Consider the following 21,064-nt stretch of genomic DNA (forward strand, 5'->3'; position numbering starts at 1 on the left):
GATCGTTTTTGCCACGCTTTGGACGTTCTGACCGAGGCGCGCATTTATCCCCCTTTTTGCTTGTTCTCTCACCTGGCCCCGTGTTTTGCCAGGCAGGGATCGCTTTGCCTGTTGATTACCCAGACCTCATTCGCCTGTCGCAACGAGAGCTTAAACATGGACGTTCGCCAATACGCCTTCCTCGCTGGTCAGCCTTCTGCTGACGTGAAAACCCGTGAGTCGTTTCTGGGCATGCCCAAGCGCGGGCTGGCGTTCCTGCTGGCGAACGTGATGTTCTGGCAGCCGATGTGGGCGCAGGCCGACGGCATTGTAGTGGCCAACCCGAACACCGCGCTGGATCGGGCCGGCAATGGCGTGCCGATCATCAACATCGCCACGCCTAACGGCAGCGGCCTGTCGCATAACCAGTTCCACGATTACAACGTGGGCGCGCAGGGCGTCATCCTCAACAACGGCTCGGCACAGACCTCGAACACCCAGTTAGCCGGGCACATCATTGGCAACCCGAACCTGAAAAACAGCGGTTCGGCGCAAGCAATTCTCAACGAAGTCATCAGCGGCAACCCGAGCCAGTTGCGTGGTTACACCGAAGTGGCGGGGCAGTCGGCGCGGGTGATTGTTGCCAACCCGTATGGCATCACTTGCAACGGTTGCGGCTTCATCAACGCGCCGCGCGTGACGCTGACCACCGGCAAACCGGTGCTGGATGGCGCGGGGCGGCTGGATCGTTTTCAGGTTGATCAGGGTTCTGTGGCCATTGAAGGCGCCGGGCTTAACGCGAGCAACGTCGACCGCTTCGAAATCATCACCCGCAGCGCCAAAATCAACGCTGAGCTCCAGGCGCAAAATCTGACGATTGTTGCCGGGCGCAACGACGTCAACGCACAGACCTTGAACGCCACGGCCCGCGCCGATGATGGCAGCGCCAAACCGCAACTGGCGATTGACTCCTCGGCACTCGGCGGGATGTACGCCGGGGCGATCAAACTGGTTGGCACCGAGGCCGGGGTCGGGGTGAAACTCGACGGCAAACTGATCGCCAGTGGTGGCGATATCCAGCTCGATGCCAACGGGCAGTTGAGTCTGGCCGATACCTCGGCGACCGGTGCGGTCAACGTCAAGGCGGCCAGCCTCGATGCGCGCGGGCCGGTGTATGCCGGCACGACATTGAACGTGCAGACCCAAGGCAATCTGACCAACCGGCAAACCCTCGCGGCCCGCGACAGTATTGCTCTGAGTGCCGGTGGGCAATTGACCAACGGCGGTGTCATCGAAGCCGGGGTCAACGCCGATGGCAGCCGCAACGGCAACGGTGATCTGAGCCTGAGTGCGCAAAACCTCGACAACACTGGCAAGAGCCTCATCGCCGGCCGCAATCTGACAGTCAGCACTGCGCAAACCCTGAGCAACCAGGGCGGCACCCTCAGCGGACAAATCACGGCGATCACGGCGGGCACCCTGGACAACCGCAATAGCGGGCGCGTACTGAGCGGCGGCACGATGAATCTGAATGCCGCTCAATTGCTGAACAACAAAGGCGTGATCAACAGCCAGACCAGACTGACCGGCAACATCGGTCAATTGATCAACCGCAATGGCGAACTCAGCGGCCAGACCGACGCAGTGCTGACGGTCACTTCGCTGGATAACGTCGCCGGTGTGATGAGCGCCGGGCAGTTGCTCGACATCACCGCCCTCGGCGCGATCAACAACAGCAACGGCGGCCGGATCGGCGCCAGACAAGCGCTGACCCTGCGCGCACAGCAATTCGACAATAGCCAGCAAGGCCAGTTGACCAGTGAAGGCACGCTGAACACGCGCATCAGCGATCGCCTGGACAACCAGGACAAAGGCCTGATCCAGGCCAACGGCGCCATGGACGTGCAGGCCACGCGCCTGGATAACCGCGCCGGCAAGATTTCCAGCCTCAACACCCTGACGGTTACCAGCGCCAATACGGACAACCGCGGTGGCACGATTCGCGCTGATCAGGCGGCGAAACTGCTGATCAGTGAACTGGATAACGGCGACAAGGGCCGCGTTGAAAGCAAGACAACGCTGACGTTCGAGGGCAACACGCTGGACAACCGCAATGGCGGTCTGCTCACCTCGACCGGTTTGCTGAGCCTCAAGGCCAACAATGTCACCAACGATGGCGGACGGATTTCCGGCAAGGACGATGTCGACGCCAACATCGACAGCCTGAAGCAGCAGGGCGGTGAATTGGTCGCCGAAGGCAATCTGTTGCTGACTGGCAAGGCGCTGCAGAACCATCAGGACGGTCTCGTCGGATCGCTCAAGACCCTGACGGTCAACGTCGACCAGATCGACAATCGCGGCGGCTCGCTCTCCAGCCAGCAGGACTTGCACATCAACGGGGCGCGCCTGGACAACAGTGAAGGCGGCAAAGTGTTGTCCGACACTACGTTGGAGGCGAAAGTCGCGCAGATCATCAACGCCAGCAACGGCCTGATATTCAGCAAGGGCGCGAGCACCCTGAGCGGCACCGGGTTGAATAACGTCGCTGGGCGGATCGTCAGTCAGAACAGTCTGGGGCTGACCTTCGACGGCGCGATGGATAACCAGCAAGGCCTGATCAGCAGTGAAGGGCAAATGATCCTCACCGCCGGCAGCCTCGACAATCGCCTGGGCAAACTGTCGAGCCTTGAAGCAATGGCGCTGACCGCTACCGGCGCGGTACTGAGCCAGGGCGGCCTGATCGTCTCGCAGAAAGGCCTGACCTTCAAAAGTGGCAGCCTGGATAACAGCGCCAACGGCATCATCAGCGCCAAGGCCGATTCGACGCTGACCACCGGCGAGTTGAAAAACCTTCAGAGCGGCAGCATCGCCACCGATGGCTCGCTGTTGTTGACCGCCGGGCACCTGGACAACTCCGGGGGCACCATCGGTAGCCAGCAGAAACTTCAGGCTTCACTGACCTCGCTGGAACAGGACGGCGGCGAGCTGTTCAGCAACGGCGACCTGACCCTGGACATGAACAACGGTCTGCTCAATAACCAGCGCGGCAATATCCATACGCCGGGCCAGTTGCTGCTGAAAAACCTCAAGGACGTCGACAACAGCGCCGGTGAAATTTCCGCTGCCAAGGCCTGGAGCCTCAATGCGCAAAGCCTGAACAACGACGGCGGCAAGTTGCTCAGCAATGAAAAGCTCACCCTGGTCATCGACCGCGCCCTGAGCAACGTCAAAGGGGTGATTGCTTCCGCCAGCCTCGACAGTCGCAGCGACAGTCTGAACAACAACAGCGGCGACATTCGCGTGCGGGGTGATGTCGATTTCAGCGTCACCGGAATGTTCGATAACCAGAACGGTGTGGTCATCGCTGACAACGGCCTGACGATCACGGCCGCCAGCCTGGATAACCGTCAGGAAGGCCTCATCGGTTCAACAAAAGCGCTGAACCTCAACGTCGACCGTATCGACAACCGGAGCGGCGAGCTGTCGAGCAAGGCTGATGTGAGCCTGATCGGCGCCTGGCTCGACAACAGCGACAGCGGCTACATGCTCGCCGGCGGCAATCTGGCGCTGACGGTTAATGAAGTCATCAACCGCAACAAGGGGCTGCTGTCCGGTGACAGCGGCCTGACCCTGACGGGCAAGACCCTGGAAAACAGCGGACGTCTGACCAGCCAGAAAGATCTTGCGATCAACCTCTCTGCGGATCTGAACAACGCACAGGGCAGCCTCGTCAACGAAGGCGCTTTGGCGATCACCGCGCAAAGTCTCAATAACAATGGCGGCACGGTTTCCAGCGCCAACGCGCTGACCATCGACACTCGCGGCGCCGTCAGCAACCAGGGCGGCAAACTGCTGACCGACACCGACCTGACGCTCAACAGCAGCGCGCTGGATAATCAGCAAAAAGGCGCGATCAGTGGCAAAGGCAAACTGAGCATCACCACCGGCGACCTCAACAACAGCCAGGCCAGCATTTACTCCGCCGATCAATTGCACATCACGGCCGGCCAGGTGACCAACACCGCCGGCAGTCTCGGCGCGGCCAATTCGCTGGTGGCCAATGTTCGTGGTCTCGATCAGCAGGGCGGCAAGCTGTTCAGCAGCAATGCTGATGTCAGTGTCGATCTGAACGGCGGCACGTTGAACAACCAGGGCGGCGTCATCAGTGCGCCGGGTCAGTTGTCGTTGAAGAATCTGGCTGACGTGAACAACCGTGGCGGCGAGATTTCCAGCGAGCAGGCTTTTGAACTGATCGCCAAGTCGCTGGACAACAGCGGCGGCCAACTGCTGAGCAATCAGAAACTCACCCTGCAGATCGACAACGCGCTGACCTCGATCAAAGGCAAGATCGCGGCGGCGGCGCTGCAGGTTCGCGCGGCGAGTCTGGATAACAGCGGCGAAGGTGTTTTGCTCAGTGACAGCGATATCGAGGTCAAGGTCGCTGGTCTGCTGAACAACCAGAACAAGGGCAGCATCAAGGCCGCGCAACAACTGACCCTCAACAGCACCGGCCTGAACAATCAGGGCGGCACGCTGGTGGGCGTCTCAGGCCTGACGATGGATCTGGGCACCACCGCCCAGGATCTAAATAACCAGGACGGTGTGATCAGCAGCAAGGGTTTGCTGAGCATCGCCCACCTGCGTGACCTGAATAACCAGAACGGTGTGATCAACAGCAAAGGCGTGCTGAGCATCGATACGCTGCGCAACCTGAATAACCAGCAGGGCGAGATTTCCAGCGTCAACAGCTTCAGCCTCAAAGGCAACAGCCTGGACAACCGTGGCGGCAACTTGATCAGCAACGATCAACTGACCATTACTGCGGCGGATCTGAAAAACCAGAGCGGTCTGCTCTCCGGCTGGAAAAAGGTGAGCCTCAGCGGCGGCACCCTCGACAACAGCCTGGAAGGCGCGATCTCCAGCCAACTCGGCAATGTCAACATCGACCTCAGCGGCGCGCTGCTCAACCACAGCAAGGGTGGCATCGGTGGTCTCGGCGAAGTGACCATCACGGCCGCCAGTCTGGACAACAGCGCCGGCACGGTCAGCAGTGACGGCAAACAAACCCTGACCATGACCGGCGGCGCGATCAGCAACGCTTCGGGTGGTCTGATCAAAAGTGGCGACGCCCTCGATATCCGCGCAGCCAGCCTGAACAACACCTCCGGCAACGTCATGGCGAAAAAAGCCCTGACCTTCACCGGCGGGCCACTGAACAACACCAGCGGCAGTCTGGTCGGTGACGACAGTGTCACCCTCGATTTGCTCGGCGCCCTGACCAACGTCAACGGCGCACTCGGCAGCACGGGAGCGCTGTTGATCAAACGCGCCACCAGCATCGATAACCAGGGCGGCCAGTTGATCAGTCAGACCCTGCTGAGCCTGCTCACCAGCGGCGATCTGAACAACAGCCAACGCGGCACCGTCTCGGCCAACAGCCAACTGGATCTCACCGTTAGTGGAACGTTGCGCAACGATGCCGATGGTCTGCTGTCGAGCCGCGACGCCGGCGTGACCCTCACTGCCGCCGCACTGAACAATGCTAAGGGCGCGGTGCAAAGCATGACCGCGCTGACCGTGAACACCGGTAACGGTGCGATCGACAACCAGGGCGGCAAAATCATTGCCCAGAGCGGCAATCTCAACCTCACCGCCGCCAGCCTCGACAGCCGTGGCGGTGTGCTCTCAAGTCTCAACGGCCTGCTGCAAACCCGCCTGAGCGGCGTGTTGCGCAACGGCCAGGGCGGCAAGATCGAAGGCAGCCGCCTCGACCTGCAAGCACTCGGCGGCATTTACAGCGACGGCGGACGGATCGCCGCCAACACCGGCAATATCCTGCTCAACGCCGGCGGCAACACCCTCGACAACAGCGGCGGCGGAATCTATGCCAAAGGCGTGGTGAAAACCATCGCCGGCCTGATGAGCAACAACAATGGCCAGATCAGCGGCAGCAGCATCGAGCTGGGTGTCGACGGCAACCTGGCTAACCGCAGCGGCCTGATTGAAAGTGCCGGCACACTGGCGGTTCGTGCCGCCAACCTCGACAACCAGGGCGGCAAACTGCGCGCGCTCGGCGCTGGCGGCAAAACCGATTTCCAGATCGGCAGCCAGTTCGATAACCGCAACGGTCTGGTGGAAACCGCCAACAACGACTTCAATCTCGCCACGCCGAGCCTGCTCAATGCCGGCGGCTCGATCACCCATGTCGGCGTCGGCGAATTCGGCATCTCGACCGCCAACGTCATGAACGCCGGCGGCTCGCTGGTGACCCTCGGCGGCCTGACGCTGAACGCGGACAGCTGGACCAACAGCAGTGTGATTCAGGCTGGGCGGTTGACCGTCAATGTCGGCAATTTTGTGCAGACCGCTAGCGGGCAGTTGCTGGCGTCGAACCTGTTGGTGGCGCGTGGCGGCAACTGGACCAACGAGGGTTTGATCGCCAGTGATGGTGGCATGGACTTCCAGATAGGCGGGACTTACGGCGGGAATGGTCGTGTCAGCAGCTTGGGTGACATGACCTTCAACGCGGCGCAACTGGGCCTCACCAGCGTCGCCAGCATCGGCAGTGGCGGGCAGGGTAACTTCAACATTGGCGGGCTGTTGAACAATGCCGGAGGTCGACTGACTTCCAACAATGCCATGACGATCAATGCAGGCGCCGTGAGCAACACCGGTACGCTGGGTGCCGCGCAGGACCTGACGATCAGGACGGCTAGCCTGGTGAACGACCACGGGCTGGTCTTCAGCGGCGGCAACATGAATCTGCTGGTCAATGATTTCACCAATCAGACCGGGGACGTTTACAGCATTGGCAACCTGACGATTGCCGGTATGGCTGGCGGTCGGGCAAACAGCGTCAACAACCTCGCGGCTTCAATCAATGTGGACGGTGATTTTTCGCTGTCGGCCAACAGTTTCAATAACAAGACTGAAGGTGTGATTGGCGAGGAGAAATTTCTCTCGGGCGACATTACGTTCAGCGGTACCACGTTCTACGTCAACGAAAACTTTGAGTCGACCTCGAAGATCACCGGGCCGCAATCGTCGCTCTCGGTGGCTGGCAATCTGACTGCGAATGTCGGGGCCTTCACCAACACGGCGTCGCTGATTTCCGCGGGCAAGAACATCACCCTCGACGTTGATAGCTTCGATAATTTCGGCTTGCAGTCGGGCACCTTTACACGGATGCGCACCTACAAACTCGGCGGGCTTCCAAACAAACCCCAATCGAGCTGGGTCAGCACGGACCTGCAGGCTTATGCCGACCGAAACTCAAAAAATCAATATGACTATATTGATAGCTGGCACGAGCCTGACAAGGGCGGGATGCATTGGGATTACCAGGCACTGAACAAGCAGTTGCTCAACAAGGTCAACACCAAGTTCGGCATCGGGCCCGAGGTCGCAGTGCCGGCACAGATTCTGGCAGGCGTGAAGCAGCGCGATGACCGGGTTTTCACCAACGGCGGCGGCAGTGTTCCTTCGATCATTCAGGCCGGACAAGCGGTACAGATCAACGCCAAGACCACCATCAACAACGGCAACCTGAACCCCTATACAAACTTTGACGGCACCACTAAGGGCGGTGCCGATACCGGGGTGAAAAACGCGGCCAAACCGACGGTGGTTTTCTTGAACCCGCAGTTGCCACCGGATCTGGCGCAACAACAGGTCAACCCGCTGGCACTGCCAGGCTTCACGCTGCCGACCGGTGACAATGGCCTGTTCCGTCTCAGTGGCAAGGGCGGCACGGAACAAGCGGTGGTTGCCGGCAAGGACTGGACGATTGGTTCCATAGCCGCAAGTACTACAGAGCGCTCCGATGGCATGCCGGTCAGGCACGCCACTGACTTGCAGTTCGACAAAAACGATCCGGTCTCGGTGAAAAACCGTGAACTGGCGTTGGCCAGTCGCCCATCGTTGAACCTCAACGACAAGACGGCCGTGATCAACGTCAACGCAGCCGCGGGTGATGGTCCGGTCGGCGTGCTGTTACCCAATCGGGGAAGCGCCTCATTCAACGTTCCGCGCGTCCAAGGCTTGCCTGACACCAGCGTGCGCTCCAATCCGCACAAATACCTGATCGAGGCCAACCCGGCACTCACCGATCTCAAGCAGTTCATGAGCTCGGACTATCTGCTCGACAAACTGGGGTACGACCCGGACAACAGCGCCAAGCGTCTGGGCGATGGCCTGTTTGAACAGCGCCTGGTCCAGCAGGCTGTCGTTGCCCGCACCGGTCAACGTTTCATCGACGGCCAGACCTCCGACGAAGCGATGTTCAAGTACCTGATGAACAATGCTGTCGCCAGCAAGAATGAACTCAACCTGTCGATGGGCGTGACATTGACGGCGCAACAAGTGGCGGCATTGACCCACGACATCGTCTGGCTCGAAGAGCACGAAGTGAACGGTGAGAGGGTGCTGGTGCCGGTGCTTTACCTCGCCCAGGCGAATAACCGCCTGGCACCCAACGGCGCATTGATCCAGGGCGGTGACGTGACCCTGATCGCCGGTGCGGACCTCAATAACGCCGGCACGCTTCGCGCCTCGAACAACCTGTCGGCCGAAGCCGGCAACAACCTCACCAACAGCGGTTTGATCGAAGCCGGTGAGCGTCTGACGCTCAAGGCTGGCAACAACATCGTCAACAAGGGCGGCGGCGTTATTTCGGGCAAGGACGTCAGTCTGACGGCCACCAACGGTGACGTGATCAACCAGCGCGATGTTTATGGCTACGACACCAACTATGGCGGCACGCTGCAGCACCGCGACGTCCTGAACAACGCGGCACGGATCGAAGCGGCCAATGATCTGACGATCAATGCCGGGCGTGATATCAGCAATATCGGCGGTGTGCTGAAAAGCGGTGGGGACATGACGCTTGATGCCGATCGCGACGTGAACATCACCTCGGTTCAGGATCGCCGCACGGATTCACGTGGCAGCAACTTCCTGAATCAGACCATTACCCAGCACGGCGCTGAAGTGACGTCCGGAAGGGATCTGTCGATCAGTGCCGATCGGGATGTGGCGATCGTGGCCAGTCGGCTGGATGCCAAGCGGGATATCAGCGTCGACTCAGGCCATGACATTGTCATCACTTCGGCGGCCGACGAGAGTGACTACGTCTCGCGCAGCAAGAAGCGCGCGAACGAAACCCACAGCATTACTCAACAGTCGTCGGTTTTAAATTCCGGGCGCGACATTGCCCTGAAGGCAGGTAACGATCTTGGGATTATCGCCAGCCGGATCAAGGCCGAAGATGATGTCAGCCTCGACGCAGTACAGGATATTACTGTCGCCTCGGCCAAGGACGAGAGTTCCGCTTACTACTACAGGAAGAAAAAAGGCTCTTTTGGTCGAAGCAAGACGACCCAGACAGAAAGCTATGAAAGTGAAAACGTCGCGTCAGTGATCGACGCGGGCCGTGATCTGACCGTCAACGTCTCAAGGCGTAAAGACGGCGACCTCAGTCTTGATGGCGGTCGTAACGTTACCATCATCGGTAGCCAGATGAAGGCCGGTAATGATCTGTTTGTCGGTGCGACCAACGATGTCGCGGTGCTTTCCGCTACGGAGGAGTCGGGCAGTTACAGCAAAAAAACCAAAACCGGCCTATTCGGCATGTCCAAAAGTGGCAGCAGTCATTTGCAGACATCGGTTACCCAGGTCGGCAGTGAGTTGAACGCTGGTCACGATACGGTGGTTCTCGCCGGGCGTGATGTTCGCCTGAACGCCAGTGAAGTCAACGCCAAAAACGACGCTGAACTACACGCTGGCCTGGTGGACAAGGAAGGCGATATCACCCTGTCTTCCGCCGATGATCAGGCCTACAGCCGTGCCGAAGAGTACAAAAAGAAACTGGGCCTTTCGCTGAAGGACGCAATCGGTTGGGCTGCCGGAACGCCGGGCTTTGGCGCGGACATGACTTTCGCCACCTCCCACAATGGAGGACGGGAAGTTGTCAGCTCCGAGAGTATCGGTAGCCAGGTCAATGCCGGGCACGATGCCATTCTCAATGCGTCGCGTGACATCAATGTCATTGGTAGCGGCATCAGTGCCGACAACAATGTTTCGCTCGACGCGGGTCGCGACGTCAACGTGGTCGCGTCCATCGACAACCAGCGCAGCAGCAGCTGGGAGACAGACAAGACCGTTGGTATCAAACAGACCATCGACAGCAATGCTTTCACCACCTTCGCCGGTAGTGAAACCATTCAACATGGTGTCAACAGCAAGGGCTACACCGCTGCGGGCAGTTCCATCGATGCGGGGATTAACATCACCGTAAACGCCGGTCGTGACATCAATCAGCAAGGCTCGGACTTGACGGCGGAGAACAACATCCGCCTCAAGGCCGATCGCGACATCAACATCGATGCCAAGGAGGAGGCCAGCGAAGTCACCATCCGTGACAGCATCAAGCGCAACGGCATCACCGTGACCACGGCCTACAACATCGGCAATACGATGGATGGCCTCAAAGGCACTGGCAAAGGTGAGGACGGGGTCAGCAAGGGCTCAAGTGTTCTGAAGTCGGTTGATACGCTGGATCAGTTTTTCAGTGGGCCGAAATTTGACGGCCATATCGGTGGATCGAGCGTCAGTTCAAACCAGACTCAAACGTCGGTTACTCAACGTCCGTCGACACTTTCTGCAGGCAATGACATCTCGCTGGACGCCGGCAACAACGTCAACGTTAGCGGTAGCCAGTTCAATGCCGGCCGTGACATCAACGTCAAAGGCAAAGACATTACCTTTGATGTCGCGCACGGTTCAGAAAGCAGCGACGGGCATTCAACCCAGAGCAAGGGCGGCGTCAAAGGGGGCACCACCGGCGGCTTCAAACTGGGCGTAGGTGTCAGCAATGCCGGCACTGCAGACAAATCCACGCAGGGCACCTCGACGGCAACTCAGTTGAACGCCGGTGGCAGCATCAACCTTGACGCGAAAAACGACCTGACGCTGATCGGCACCCGGGCCACCGCCGAGCGGGATATTTCACTCAAGGCCGGTAACGATCTGAATATTCTCTCGGCGCAAAACGCCTACGAGAGTTCGCATGATCGGCGCAGTTGGGGCGCGGAGGGCGGCATCATCGCGGGCCAGGACGGCTTCGGGATTTATGGTTCGGCAAATGTGGGCATTGGCGATCTCAACCGGGAAGGCGTCAAGCAGCAAGAAGCCTATCTGTATGCCGGAAACAAACTGGGCTTCGAAAGCGGCCGTGATACCACGATTGCTGGCGCGACTCTGCGCGGCGACGAGGTCATCGGTGATGTGGGTCGCAACCTGACCGTGACCTCGGTACCCAACACCGGCAAGGTCGAAGGCAAGGAGTTCGATGCCAGCCTGACGGTTGCGGTCAGCTTCGGTGCAACGGTCAGTGGTTCTTTGGGTTATGGCGAAACCAACGGCAAAACCAACTGGGTCGACAACCAGACGGTTATCAGTGGCAAAAGCAAAGTCGACATCCGTACCGAAAAACATACGCAACTCGATGGTTCGGTAATCAGCGCCGACAACGGAAATCTGAAACTCGACACCGACACCCTCGGCTACCGCAACATCACCGGTAAGGATAACGAGCACGGGTACTACCTTAATGTCAGTGGCAGCTATGGCGGTGGCGGTGGCTCCCAGGCCGACAAGCCAAACAAAGGCATGGAAGGCGAGAGCAAAAATAGCTGGGCAGTTGAAGGCTACAAATATGACAAGGATCGCCAGCAGACGTTGAACGCCACGGTGGGCGAGGGGCAGATTGTTGTACGTAACGACAAGACTACCGGGCAGGATTCCACGGCAGGTCTTAATCGTGATGTGAACAAGGCGTATGAAATCACCAGGGATGAAGAACATCGCACGACGCTGTATGCGAGCAGTTCCTCGATTGATGCCGTTAGCCATCCGCTGGAGACGCTTGAGCGTTGGGGCGATAACGTCATCAACTTCAAGAAGAACATGCTCGATCAAGCCAAAGCGGGCGCCAGCTTTCTGCAAAACCTGAATCAGGCGATCAATGCTCAGCTTGTTGACATTGATGATGTTTCTCCAACGCTGATCACTGAGTTGGGTAAAGAGCGCGCTCTGGCAGTCACCAAGAACTTCGTTCGACAAGGGCTTGATCCCAACCAGATAAAATCATTGCCTGAGACAGTTTTGAAAGGGCTGTCCGAGTTCGCGAAACAAGCGGCTGATTACGAAAAGCTGGTAGAAAGCTGCACCGCAAACAACACCTGCCCACAAATGACGGCTGATCCGTCAAGCGGCCCAGACAAACCCGGAACAATGACGCTGCCGCCTATTCCGGTTCCCGCAAACCTGATCACTCATGGTCAGTTGGCATTGAATCAAGTTCTGGACTTGATTGATCTCACGAAGGATATGCCGACCGAGAAAATTCAGGCCACCGTTATTGCTGTACAGGCAGTCATGGGGCCGATGAAGTTTCTGTTGAGCATGACCGCCAATGGATTACTCAACGCCGCGTATGGCGACAAAATCGACGAACTGAAAGATCTGGCAGCCATCAAGTTGGCCGCGAAATTACTGGGTGAGAAAGAGGAGGACCTGACGAAGCTCCACGAGACTGCCAAACAAGAGCACGAAGGGGGTAATGAGGAATACAAATACGATGGTGATGGGTATGTTGTCGCTACCCGTTTCCTGATCGATGCGGTACTTGGGGAATTCAAGTCCATTGGGATGAAGGCCGTCACGAGAACGGTTGCCGTCGTCAAAAAGGATCCGGCAGATGTATTGGGCGGTCCGCACAAAGACACCAGCAAGCCAGTAAACGACGGGCTGGACTCGCACCATTGTCCTGCTCAGAAATGCTACAAAGGCGCGCCAATCAGCAGTCGTGATGGTCCTGCCATCAAGATGGATCCAGAGGATCACAAAAACACCGCGAGTTTTGGTCGTTCCGAAGAAGCCAAGGCTTATCGGGACAAGCAGCAAGCGCTGCTCGAAGAGGGTCGCCTGATGGACGCTATTCAGATGGATATCAACGACATCAGAAGTAAGTTTGGCAATAAATATGATGAAGGAATAAAACAAATGTTGGAGTATGCCTCCAAACTAGATCCGAACGATTTCAGGAGGTAGCGGAGGTGGACTTTTCATTCCATGTGCTCGGAGCGGTAGGGCCGCTGAGTGGAACCTTGTCCAGAATGCAGGTGCGCAGTATTTTGGGCCGGGATTTCGAGGAGTTCAAGAAAACGGCTGCCTCGTTGAACACTACCGATTCTTTTGTACGTCACGACCTGCATGTCTTTTACGACGAGCAAGACATGGTAAAAGGTGTGGAATTTTTCGATAGAAGCGGCGTCTCCTGGCAGGGACACAAACTTGTGGGAGAAAAACTGTTCCCCGTACTGAGTCTGTTTCGCGGTAATGGCATCCAACCCGTCATTGACGATGACGGGTTCGACGTTAGCGAATTTGGCATGAGCTTTTATGTCCCGGACATTGAGGACGGCGAGGATGCATTGATCAAATCCTTGTATATGAACTTGCGTACCGAAAGGTAAGTCACCTTCTGGCTGCGTCGATAGCGGGGCGAACCCCGCTTTTTCCGATTGGGTTCAACATTCTTTGTCATGACAGCAGTCAGACTTCATTGCCGACTCATACCGATCATGATGCCGCACCCACTCCATGATCTCGTCCTCATTCCTGCCCTTTGGCGTGAGATCGAGGTAGTTGTAGGCGCCGACCAGCATGTCCAGACCACGGGCATAAGTTGAGTAGGTGTGGAAAATGTCGCCCTTTGCATCACGATAAAACACGCTCAGCCCCGGCATTTCTTCCTCGGCGCTGTCAGTCTTTTCGTAGTTGTAGGTAGCCTTTCCTGCAGCCACATCTTTAGCGCGGGCGCAAACACCAAAGTCGTAATTGAAATCGCAACCGTCTGACGACACCCAGTCGAATTTCCAGCCCATACGCCGCTTGAAGGCCTGAAACTGCTCAAACGGGGCGTGGGAGACCGCGACCATTGCGATGTCGTGATGCGCCAGGTGCAGATTGGCGCCGTCGATGTGGTCGGACAGGAACGAGCAGCCCTGACAGCCTTCCTCCCAGTCCTTGGCGAACATGAAGTGGTAAACGATCAACTGGCTGTGCTTGCCGAACAGGTCGGCCAGTTTCAGTTCGCCGTTTGGGCCTTGAAATCGGTAGTCCTTGTCGACTTTGACCCAGGGCAAGGCGCGGCGCTTGGCACTGAGGCGGTCGCGTTCCTTGGTAAAGGCCTTTTCTTCGGCCAGATGTTGTTTGCGCGCAGCGAGCCATTCTTCGCGCGATACCACCGGATGATTCTCGACGTTCATGATGATTTCTCCTGCGGGGGGTTGAAACCGTCTTTGTCAGACTAGTCGTTTAACCCTCGGGCAATTCGACAGACCGCCGGTCGGTCGCCGCGTGAAATGCGGCTGAACGGCTGCGGTACGTCCGGGTCACAACCTATGACAGCGCCCCAAATCACGCGCACCGGAGGTTGAATCAGGATGACGACTTATAACTGGGATTTGATTGAACGCCTGCTGCATGAAGTTCAGAACAGTGCAGGCGAAAGTTTCGCGCCTAGAAAATACGCCGAGGACTATGCGGCGCAGAAAGCCAGTGCGGGCGAGCCGATCGAGAATCTGGATCACCTGAAAACGGTGGCCTGCGAGTATGAAGGCTTGTTGCTTGATCGTGGATTTATTGAACCGCGCCCTGATCATATGGGCAGTACCGGCAGCAATTTCATTCTGACGCCACGCGGATCAAGCCTGCTGAGCCTGATCGACAGCAGCATTCCCGGCAACGATCATCCGCGGCAGGTGCTGGATGAGCAGGAAGATGCTCTGGATCAAGCGACGTTTGATGAGGTGGCTTCCAAGGCGCAGATTGCCTGATAGCCTTTGTGGGAGCGGGCTTGCTCGCGAATGCGGTGTGTCATTCACCCTATACGTGTCTGATACACCGCATTCGCGAGCAAGCCCGCTCCCACTTTGTTTTTTACATAGCCTTAAGGTTTTTGCGCGGCCTTCAGGCATTTGAGGTCGTTGAAATCTTTACGTACGCCTTCGATCTTTTTCAACAACCGCTGACGTTGCTGCGGCGTACTCTCGGCCATCAGATCCACCGCCAGCGAGCGCGCCTGTGCTTCGGTGTTGGCGTAGGCCTTTTGGTAATCGGGCGTCCATAAACGCTCGCGGTTGACCAGAAGTGTCTCGATTCGCTGTGGGAATTCCGGACTTTTGCGCTGGGCAACGGCGTTACTGAACTGTTGCTGCCAGTGCGCGCGGTTGGCGATCCATTGAGTGTTCTGATCGCCCAGAGCGGTCGACCAGGCCATCACCCGTTGTTCCTGAGTGGCGCTCAACGGGCCAAGCCAATCGGTCAGGCGCTTGTCCATGCGCGCGCCGCGCTCGGCGATCTGCTGCGCCAGTGGTGGTTTGACGTATTCCTTTTCCCGTTTGCGCAAATCCTTGGCGAACGCATCGTTCATCTCGGCGACTTGTTTGTCGTCCAGCCCTTGCAGCAGCTCGATGGCCGATGGCGTGATCTGGCGTGCGGTTTCGGCAATGGCTTTTTTCGCTTCTTCGGTTCGTGCTTGCAGCGCAGCGTCGGTCACCTGATTGCTTTCGACCATCGCCTGCAAGCGATCCAGCCAGTCGAGGTAGCCCGGCAATTGCGTGGTGCAGTGCCAGTTCAGATGCTCTTTGAGCCGTTCGTTGAACCAGTCCTTCTGCTCGCCGTTCATGTCCAGGTAGTCGCCAAGCGTCCACGGGATAATCACGTCGAGATTGCGATAGGCCAGGCCGACGCGGCTGCAGGCGCCGAGGGCGAGGGTGAAGATCAGCAGGGTGGCGAGGTGTTTGAACCAGCGAGACATGAGCGAATCCTTGCGAGAGCCTGACGTCTGATTCTCATGTGAACGCAGGAAGCTCCCGGCAGTTCAGCCGATCAATAGAATGCGCGCTCGGCCTTGAGTGTCACCAGCCCGTCACATTGACTGTTATGTCCCGAATACGCCGAGCATTCGCTGCCGCTGAGGTTGGAATTACTGTAGATCAGGTCCAGGTCGACGCCCATGAACGGCCGGGAAAATTTCACCGACCAGTCGGTAAAACTGCTGACATAACCACCGTCCACCGACACCGGCGTGTTCAGTTGGTGGGTGGTGTATTTCATGCTGATACCGATGCCGAACGGCTGATTGCCGCCCAGGTCGGCGAACAGCGTGTTGTTCTGTTTGTCCGGGTCGTTGCTGACGGCCACACCGAAGCGGCTGCCGAGCAGGGTCAGGCCGCCGAACAGCTCCTGGCTGTCGAGGGTATCCACCTTGGGATAGCTGTAGTGGATCATCCCGACTTCGTAGCCGAGGGTTTGATCGAAAGGTTGTTTAAAGCCGATGTAGGAGTCGATTTCGAGGTTCTTGCCCGGGGTCAGGCCCATGCTCGGTGCGTACTGGCCGACATACAATCCGCTGTCGTGGCTCAGATCGAGGCCGCCGTGAAACGAGCCGACGGCTGACGGCTTGACCAGTCCCTGAGCCATGCTGCGGCTGGGCGTGGTGCCGAGTTTGAGGTCGAAGTCGCCAAGCTCGCGCTGGAAAATCTGCGCGTGCGCCGATGAGCAGGCTAGAAAGCCTACAAACAATAAACATGAATTTGGTTTGAGCATGCGTCACTCCATGAACAGCGAGGGCAGGGCTTGGCCTGCTGAAACGCTTGATCCAGACGCGTGCAAGGATACCGGCGAATGCTCGGCAATGATGGCCGTTCGTCGATTTTCAAAGGATTTGATTAAACAGAAGGAGGTGTAGCGCGGGTGCCAGTCCAGGCGCTTCGAAGCTCAAAGCGCCTCTGGACGGGTGTATTACCGGGTGTTACTTCTTGCCCAGGCTGATCTGCTTGGACGGACCGAACGTCTGGCCGCTGACGCCTTTGGCAATTTGCTGGATTTCGCCGCCGGACTTGAGGAACGCTGCGATCTGATCGTTGATCGATTCGCTGGTTTCAACGGCTGGAGCTGGCTTTGCTTTGCTGGTGGATGCTTTTACACGCATGGCGGCCATTAACCTGTAGAAAAGTAACTCGGCCAGGCATCGTACAGGAATAACTTGACAATTGCTTGATAAATATCCCCGGGAATAACTGAGCGCGTGGGTGGATTATTCTCGATTAATTATCCGAAATATCCCCCTAAGCTACTGTTTTAAATAAGAACATTTATTGGTCATTAGCGGAAATATTCGCCGTGAAACGGCGCCGCAGGCTCCGTGCTGGTCTGACGAATGGCGAGCCGTCCGCGCCAAACCCAGGAAAATCAAGGTGTCCGCAGATTTTCTGCGGCCGGCTGCTCACCCGGCGAACGAGACCGGCAAAACCGGGTAGAATGCCGCCCACGCAATGAGGGTTCTGGAAAATGGCTTTAGTCGGGCGTTACAACAGTTTGCAAGTGGTTAAACACACTAACTTCGGTTTATATCTGGACGGCGGTGCCGACGGCGAAATTCTTTTGCCCAACCGTTATATCCCTAAAGATATTCCCAGCGAAGATGAAGACTGGCTCAACGTTTTTATTTATCTGGACAGCGATGACAAACTTATCGCTACCACTGAAAAACCAAAAGTTCAGGTCGGCGAATTTGCCAGCCTGAAAGTTGTTGAAATCAACAGCATCGGCGTGTTCCTCGATTGGGGCCTGCCCAAAGATCTGTTGCTGCCGTACTCAGAAGAAAAGCGTCAGATGACCGCTGGCGAGTACTGCGTGGTGCACGTCTATCTGGACAAACACACGCGCCGCATCACCGCCACCGCGCGTCTGGATCGCTATCTCGACAAGACCCCGGCCAACTACAGCGCCGGTCAGGAAGTTGATCTGCTGGTGGCCGAAGCCACCGACATGGGCTTCAAGGCGATCATCAACAACAAGCACTGGGGCCTGATCCACAAGAATGAAATCTTCAAGTTCATGCGGTCCGGCATGCGCGAGAAGGGCTTCATCAAGGAAGTGCGCGCCGACGGCAAGATCAGCCTCAGCCTGCAACCGGTGGGTCAGGAAGCGGCGAGCAGCCTGAGCTCGAAGATCCTCGCCAAGTTGCGCGAAAGCGATGGCTCGCTGGCCGTCAGCGACAAAAGCGATCCGGCGTTGATCAGCAGTCTGTTCGGTGTCAGCAAGGGCAACTTCAAGAAGGCCATTGGTTCGTTGTACAAGGAAGGCAAGATCGTCATTCATGCCGATCGTATTGAACTAACCTGAGTGACCGTCGGCCCCATGTAGGAGCTGCCGCAGGCTGCGATCTTTTGCCCTTTGAAGATCAACAGATCGCAGCCTGCGGCAGCTCCTACATGAGGATTCGCAAATGAAGAAAGCGCTGATCGCTTATATGGCTACGCTGCTGGCGTTTCTGTTGCTCGATGGCATCTGGCTCGGCGTATTGATGGCGCCCACCTACCGCGAACTGCTCGGTTCGCTGATGCTCGAAAAACCGCTGCTGGTTCCGGCAGCGGTTTTTTATTGCCTGTATGTTTTTGGCTGTGTGCTGTTTGTGGTCTTGCCGGCGCAGAGCTGGCAACGTGCGGCAAAGATGGGCGCGCTGCTGGGGCTGGTGGCGTATGGCACGTATGACCTGACCAATTGGGCCACGTTGCGCGGCTGGTCGGTGCAGGTGAGTTTGATGGATTGGGCGTGGGGGACGTTTGCCACGGCTGTGGCGTGTACGGTCGGCTTTTTGGTGGCAAAGCGATTTTGAAGTCAGCCCCGTAATCTTTGTTGTCTGGAGCGACGCCTTCGCGAGCAAGCCCGCTCCCACAGGGGGAATGCGATCATCCTGTGGGAGCGGGCTTGCTCGCGAATGGCGGCGCAGCCGACAGCCATTCACCCCTGACGCCACTGAAGCACAAAATGTCTTTTCCAGACGGCTTTTTCTGTCCGACTGATTGATAATCCCGACACAGATTTTTGACCAGTGGATGGCTGCCATGTTGTGTGTGTTCGAGGTGTTGCGGTGAGTGTCGAGCGGCGCAATGCCGACGGTTTTGCCTTGCAGGTGATGATCGGCCTCTGCCTGATCTGGGGCGTGCAGCAAGTGATGATCAAGTGGGCCGCGCCCGACATCGCGCCGGTGATGCAGGCCGCCGCGCGCTCGGGGATTTCCGCGTTGCTGGTGGGCTTGCTGCTGTGCTGGAAGGGCGGCTGGGATCAGGTGGGCAACACCTGGCGCGGCGGACTGCTGGCCGGCGCATTGTTCGGTCTGGAGTTCTTCTTCATCGCCGAAGGTCTGCAACTGACCACCGCCGCGCATATGTCAGTGTTCCTCTACACCGCGCCGATTTTTACCGCACTGGGCGTGCATTTCCTGTTGGCCAGCGAACGCTTGCGGCCGTTGCAATGGCTGGGGATTCTGCTCGCCTTCGTCGGTATCGCCATTGCCTTCGCCGGCGGTGTGTCGTGGGACAACCTCGACCGCCGCATGCTGCTGGGCGATGCGTTCGGGGTCATTGCCGGCGCCTGCTGGGGCGCGACCACCGTGGTGGTGCGCGCCTCGCGTCTGTCAGAGGCGCCAGTGACGCTGACCCTGTTCTATCAGCTGATCGTCGGCTTCGTTGGTCTGCTGTTGATCGCACTGTTCAGCGGCCAGATCACTCACGTCAGCCTGACCACCGTGGCGGTGGCCAGCGTGTTGTTTCAGGGCCTGGTGGTGTCGTTCTTCAGCTACCTGACCTGGTTCTGGCTGCTGCGGCGATATCTGGCGGCCAATCTAGCGGTGTTTTCGTTCATGACCCCGTTGTTCGGCGTCACGTTCGGCGTGGTACTGCTCGGTGAAAAATTGAGCGTGAACTTCGTCATCGGCGCGGTGCTGGTGTTGCTCGGCATCACCTTTGTCAGCGCTGAGCAGTGGGTGCGTCGGCGTTTGCGCAAAGCCCTCGGCCAGCGCTGACCGATTGCAGCGCCAGCCCGCCGGCAATCAGCAGACCGCTGCCGGCAATGATCAGCGCCGGTTGCAGACCACCGCTGAAATGGCTGCTCAGCGCCGCCAGTAACGGGCCGCTGAGCTGGCCGACGGCAAAGCACGCCGTCAGCAGCCCGGCGTTGCGCTGGGTTGTGTGCGGCGCCAGTTCCCGCGAGCGTTGCATCACCAGTTGCATACAAGCGAGGAACGGCATGCCGCACAACACCACCCCCAGCGCCAGGCCATAAGCGCTGCCCAACAGACACGCGAAGACCCCGAGCGCCTGCAACCAAAGGGTGGCGGTCAGCCAGTGCCGCGTGGTGTTCGGATCATGGCGACGCAGGCTCACCAACAGCACGCCAATCGCCGCACCAAGACCGAAACACGGCCAGAACAGATCGGCCTGCCATTGCCCATGAAACTGCGCGTTGGCCATTTGCGAGAGAAATGTGGCGGGGATGATGTAACCCACGCCATATAACGCATACACCGCCGCCAGTCGCGGGATACCGCGATTCGAATGGCTGACGTTGAGGGTGACGACCGGCGTTTGCACGCCCGGTTGCGGCAGGATCCGCACGATCCCCAGCAACATCAGCAGCGCCACGGCGGCATAGATCAGCCACAAGGTGGCAGACGTCTGATTCAGCAGATGTGAGAACAGTGCCAGCAACCCGGTCAGAAAAATCCCCAGCCCCGGACCGGCAAATACCAGCGCACCCAGCCGTGGCCGGCCTGCCGCCACTGCCAGTGGTTGACTCAGCGCCGTAATCATCACCAGCACCCAGGCACTCGCCACCCCGGTGCCGAAGCGCAGCAGCAAATGCGCCCAGAAGCCGTTGGCCCAGAACGAGGCCAGGGTCAGCAGCACACACAGCCACAAACCGCCATGCAATCGGCGCTGCACTTGCTGCGGACGATGGGCGAACATCGCGTCCACTGCGCCCAACAGGTAGCCGAGGTAGTTGGCTGCGGCAATCAGACCGGCGGCGGTCAGGTCGACCTGGCCTTCGCTGAGCAGGTGCGGCAGTTGCGGGGTGAGGGCGAAACGCCCGATGCCCATGGCCATCATCAGGGCGACGAAACAGGCGGATAAGCGAATCAGTGGCGACATGGTCGGGATTCCTTTGAAGAAGC

Annotated in this window: 11 protein-coding genes; 6 read left to right on the forward strand and 5 right to left on the reverse strand. The window is 58.2% G+C overall.

Going from position 1 to position 21,064, the window contains the following annotated elements; all coding sequences use genetic code 11:
* The first annotated feature begins 156 nt into the window (after positions 1-156).
* Positions 157-13,089 carry a hemagglutinin repeat-containing protein gene (locus AC1RBR_RS07375; RefSeq protein WP_492563662.1) on the forward strand — a complete coding sequence of 4,311 codons (12,933 nt, stop codon included), beginning with the start codon at positions 157-159 and terminating at the stop codon, positions 13,087-13,089.
* Between the two features lie 5 nt (positions 13,090-13,094).
* The gene (locus AC1RBR_RS07380) at positions 13,095-13,514 is read left to right on the forward strand and encodes a hypothetical protein (RefSeq protein ID WP_492563664.1); all 420 of its coding nucleotides are present in this window, start codon (positions 13,095-13,097) and stop codon (positions 13,512-13,514) included.
* A 54-nt stretch (positions 13,515-13,568) separates the two neighbouring features.
* Here AC1RBR_RS07380 and AC1RBR_RS07385 read toward each other — a convergent pair whose 3' ends face one another.
* A complete protein-coding gene (locus AC1RBR_RS07385) occupies positions 13,569-14,309 on the reverse strand; it encodes a DUF899 domain-containing protein (protein ID WP_492563665.1) in 741 nt (246 codons plus the stop codon).
* A 177-nt stretch (positions 14,310-14,486) separates the two neighbouring features.
* On the opposite strand from AC1RBR_RS07385, the gene AC1RBR_RS07390 reads away from it, so the two are divergent.
* The gene (locus tag AC1RBR_RS07390; RefSeq protein ID WP_095138590.1) at positions 14,487-14,879 is read left to right on the forward strand and encodes a transcriptional regulator; all 393 of its coding nucleotides are present in this window, start codon (positions 14,487-14,489) and stop codon (positions 14,877-14,879) included.
* A gap of 113 nt (positions 14,880-14,992) precedes the next feature.
* Here AC1RBR_RS07390 and AC1RBR_RS07395 read toward each other — a convergent pair whose 3' ends face one another.
* The 3 genes from AC1RBR_RS07395 to AC1RBR_RS07405 form a co-directional block, all read right to left on the reverse strand.
* Positions 14,993-15,862, reverse strand: coding sequence for a DUF6279 family lipoprotein (locus tag AC1RBR_RS07395; RefSeq protein ID WP_492563666.1), 870 nt, complete (start codon positions 15,860-15,862; stop codon positions 14,993-14,995).
* A gap of 71 nt (positions 15,863-15,933) precedes the next feature.
* Positions 15,934-16,653 carry a TorF family putative porin gene (locus tag AC1RBR_RS07400; protein ID WP_095138592.1) on the reverse strand — a complete coding sequence of 240 codons (720 nt, stop codon included), beginning with the start codon at positions 16,651-16,653 and terminating at the stop codon, positions 15,934-15,936.
* Positions 16,654-16,858: 205 nt separating this feature from the next.
* Entirely contained in the window at positions 16,859-17,047 is a 189-nt protein-coding gene (locus AC1RBR_RS07405; protein ID WP_016985943.1) for a PFL_1563 family small protein, read from the reverse strand.
* Positions 17,048-17,397: 350 nt separating this feature from the next.
* On the opposite strand from AC1RBR_RS07405, the gene AC1RBR_RS07410 reads away from it, so the two are divergent.
* The 3 genes from AC1RBR_RS07410 to AC1RBR_RS07420 all read left to right on the forward strand — a co-directional run bounded on the left by AC1RBR_RS07410 (position 17,398) and on the right by AC1RBR_RS07420 (position 19,915).
* A complete protein-coding gene (locus AC1RBR_RS07410; protein ID WP_480404808.1) occupies positions 17,398-18,234 on the forward strand; it encodes a CvfB family protein in 837 nt (278 codons plus the stop codon).
* Between the two features lie 103 nt (positions 18,235-18,337).
* A complete protein-coding gene (locus AC1RBR_RS07415; protein ID WP_492563669.1) occupies positions 18,338-18,727 on the forward strand; it encodes a DUF2177 family protein in 390 nt (129 codons plus the stop codon).
* Positions 18,728-18,982: 255 nt separating this feature from the next.
* Positions 18,983-19,915, forward strand: a complete 933-nt coding sequence (locus AC1RBR_RS07420) for a DMT family transporter (protein ID WP_492563671.1) — start codon at positions 18,983-18,985, stop codon at positions 19,913-19,915.
* Here the strand turns inward: AC1RBR_RS07420 and AC1RBR_RS07425 are convergent.
* Entirely contained in the window at positions 19,860-21,041 is a 1,182-nt protein-coding gene (locus AC1RBR_RS07425; protein ID WP_492563672.1) for an MFS transporter, read from the reverse strand. The two genes, AC1RBR_RS07420 and AC1RBR_RS07425, sit on opposite strands and share 56 nt — an antisense overlap.
* Positions 21,042-21,064 lie beyond the last annotated feature (23 nt).

This window comes from Pseudomonas sp. GW823-FHT01D03 (assembly GCF_058798255.1).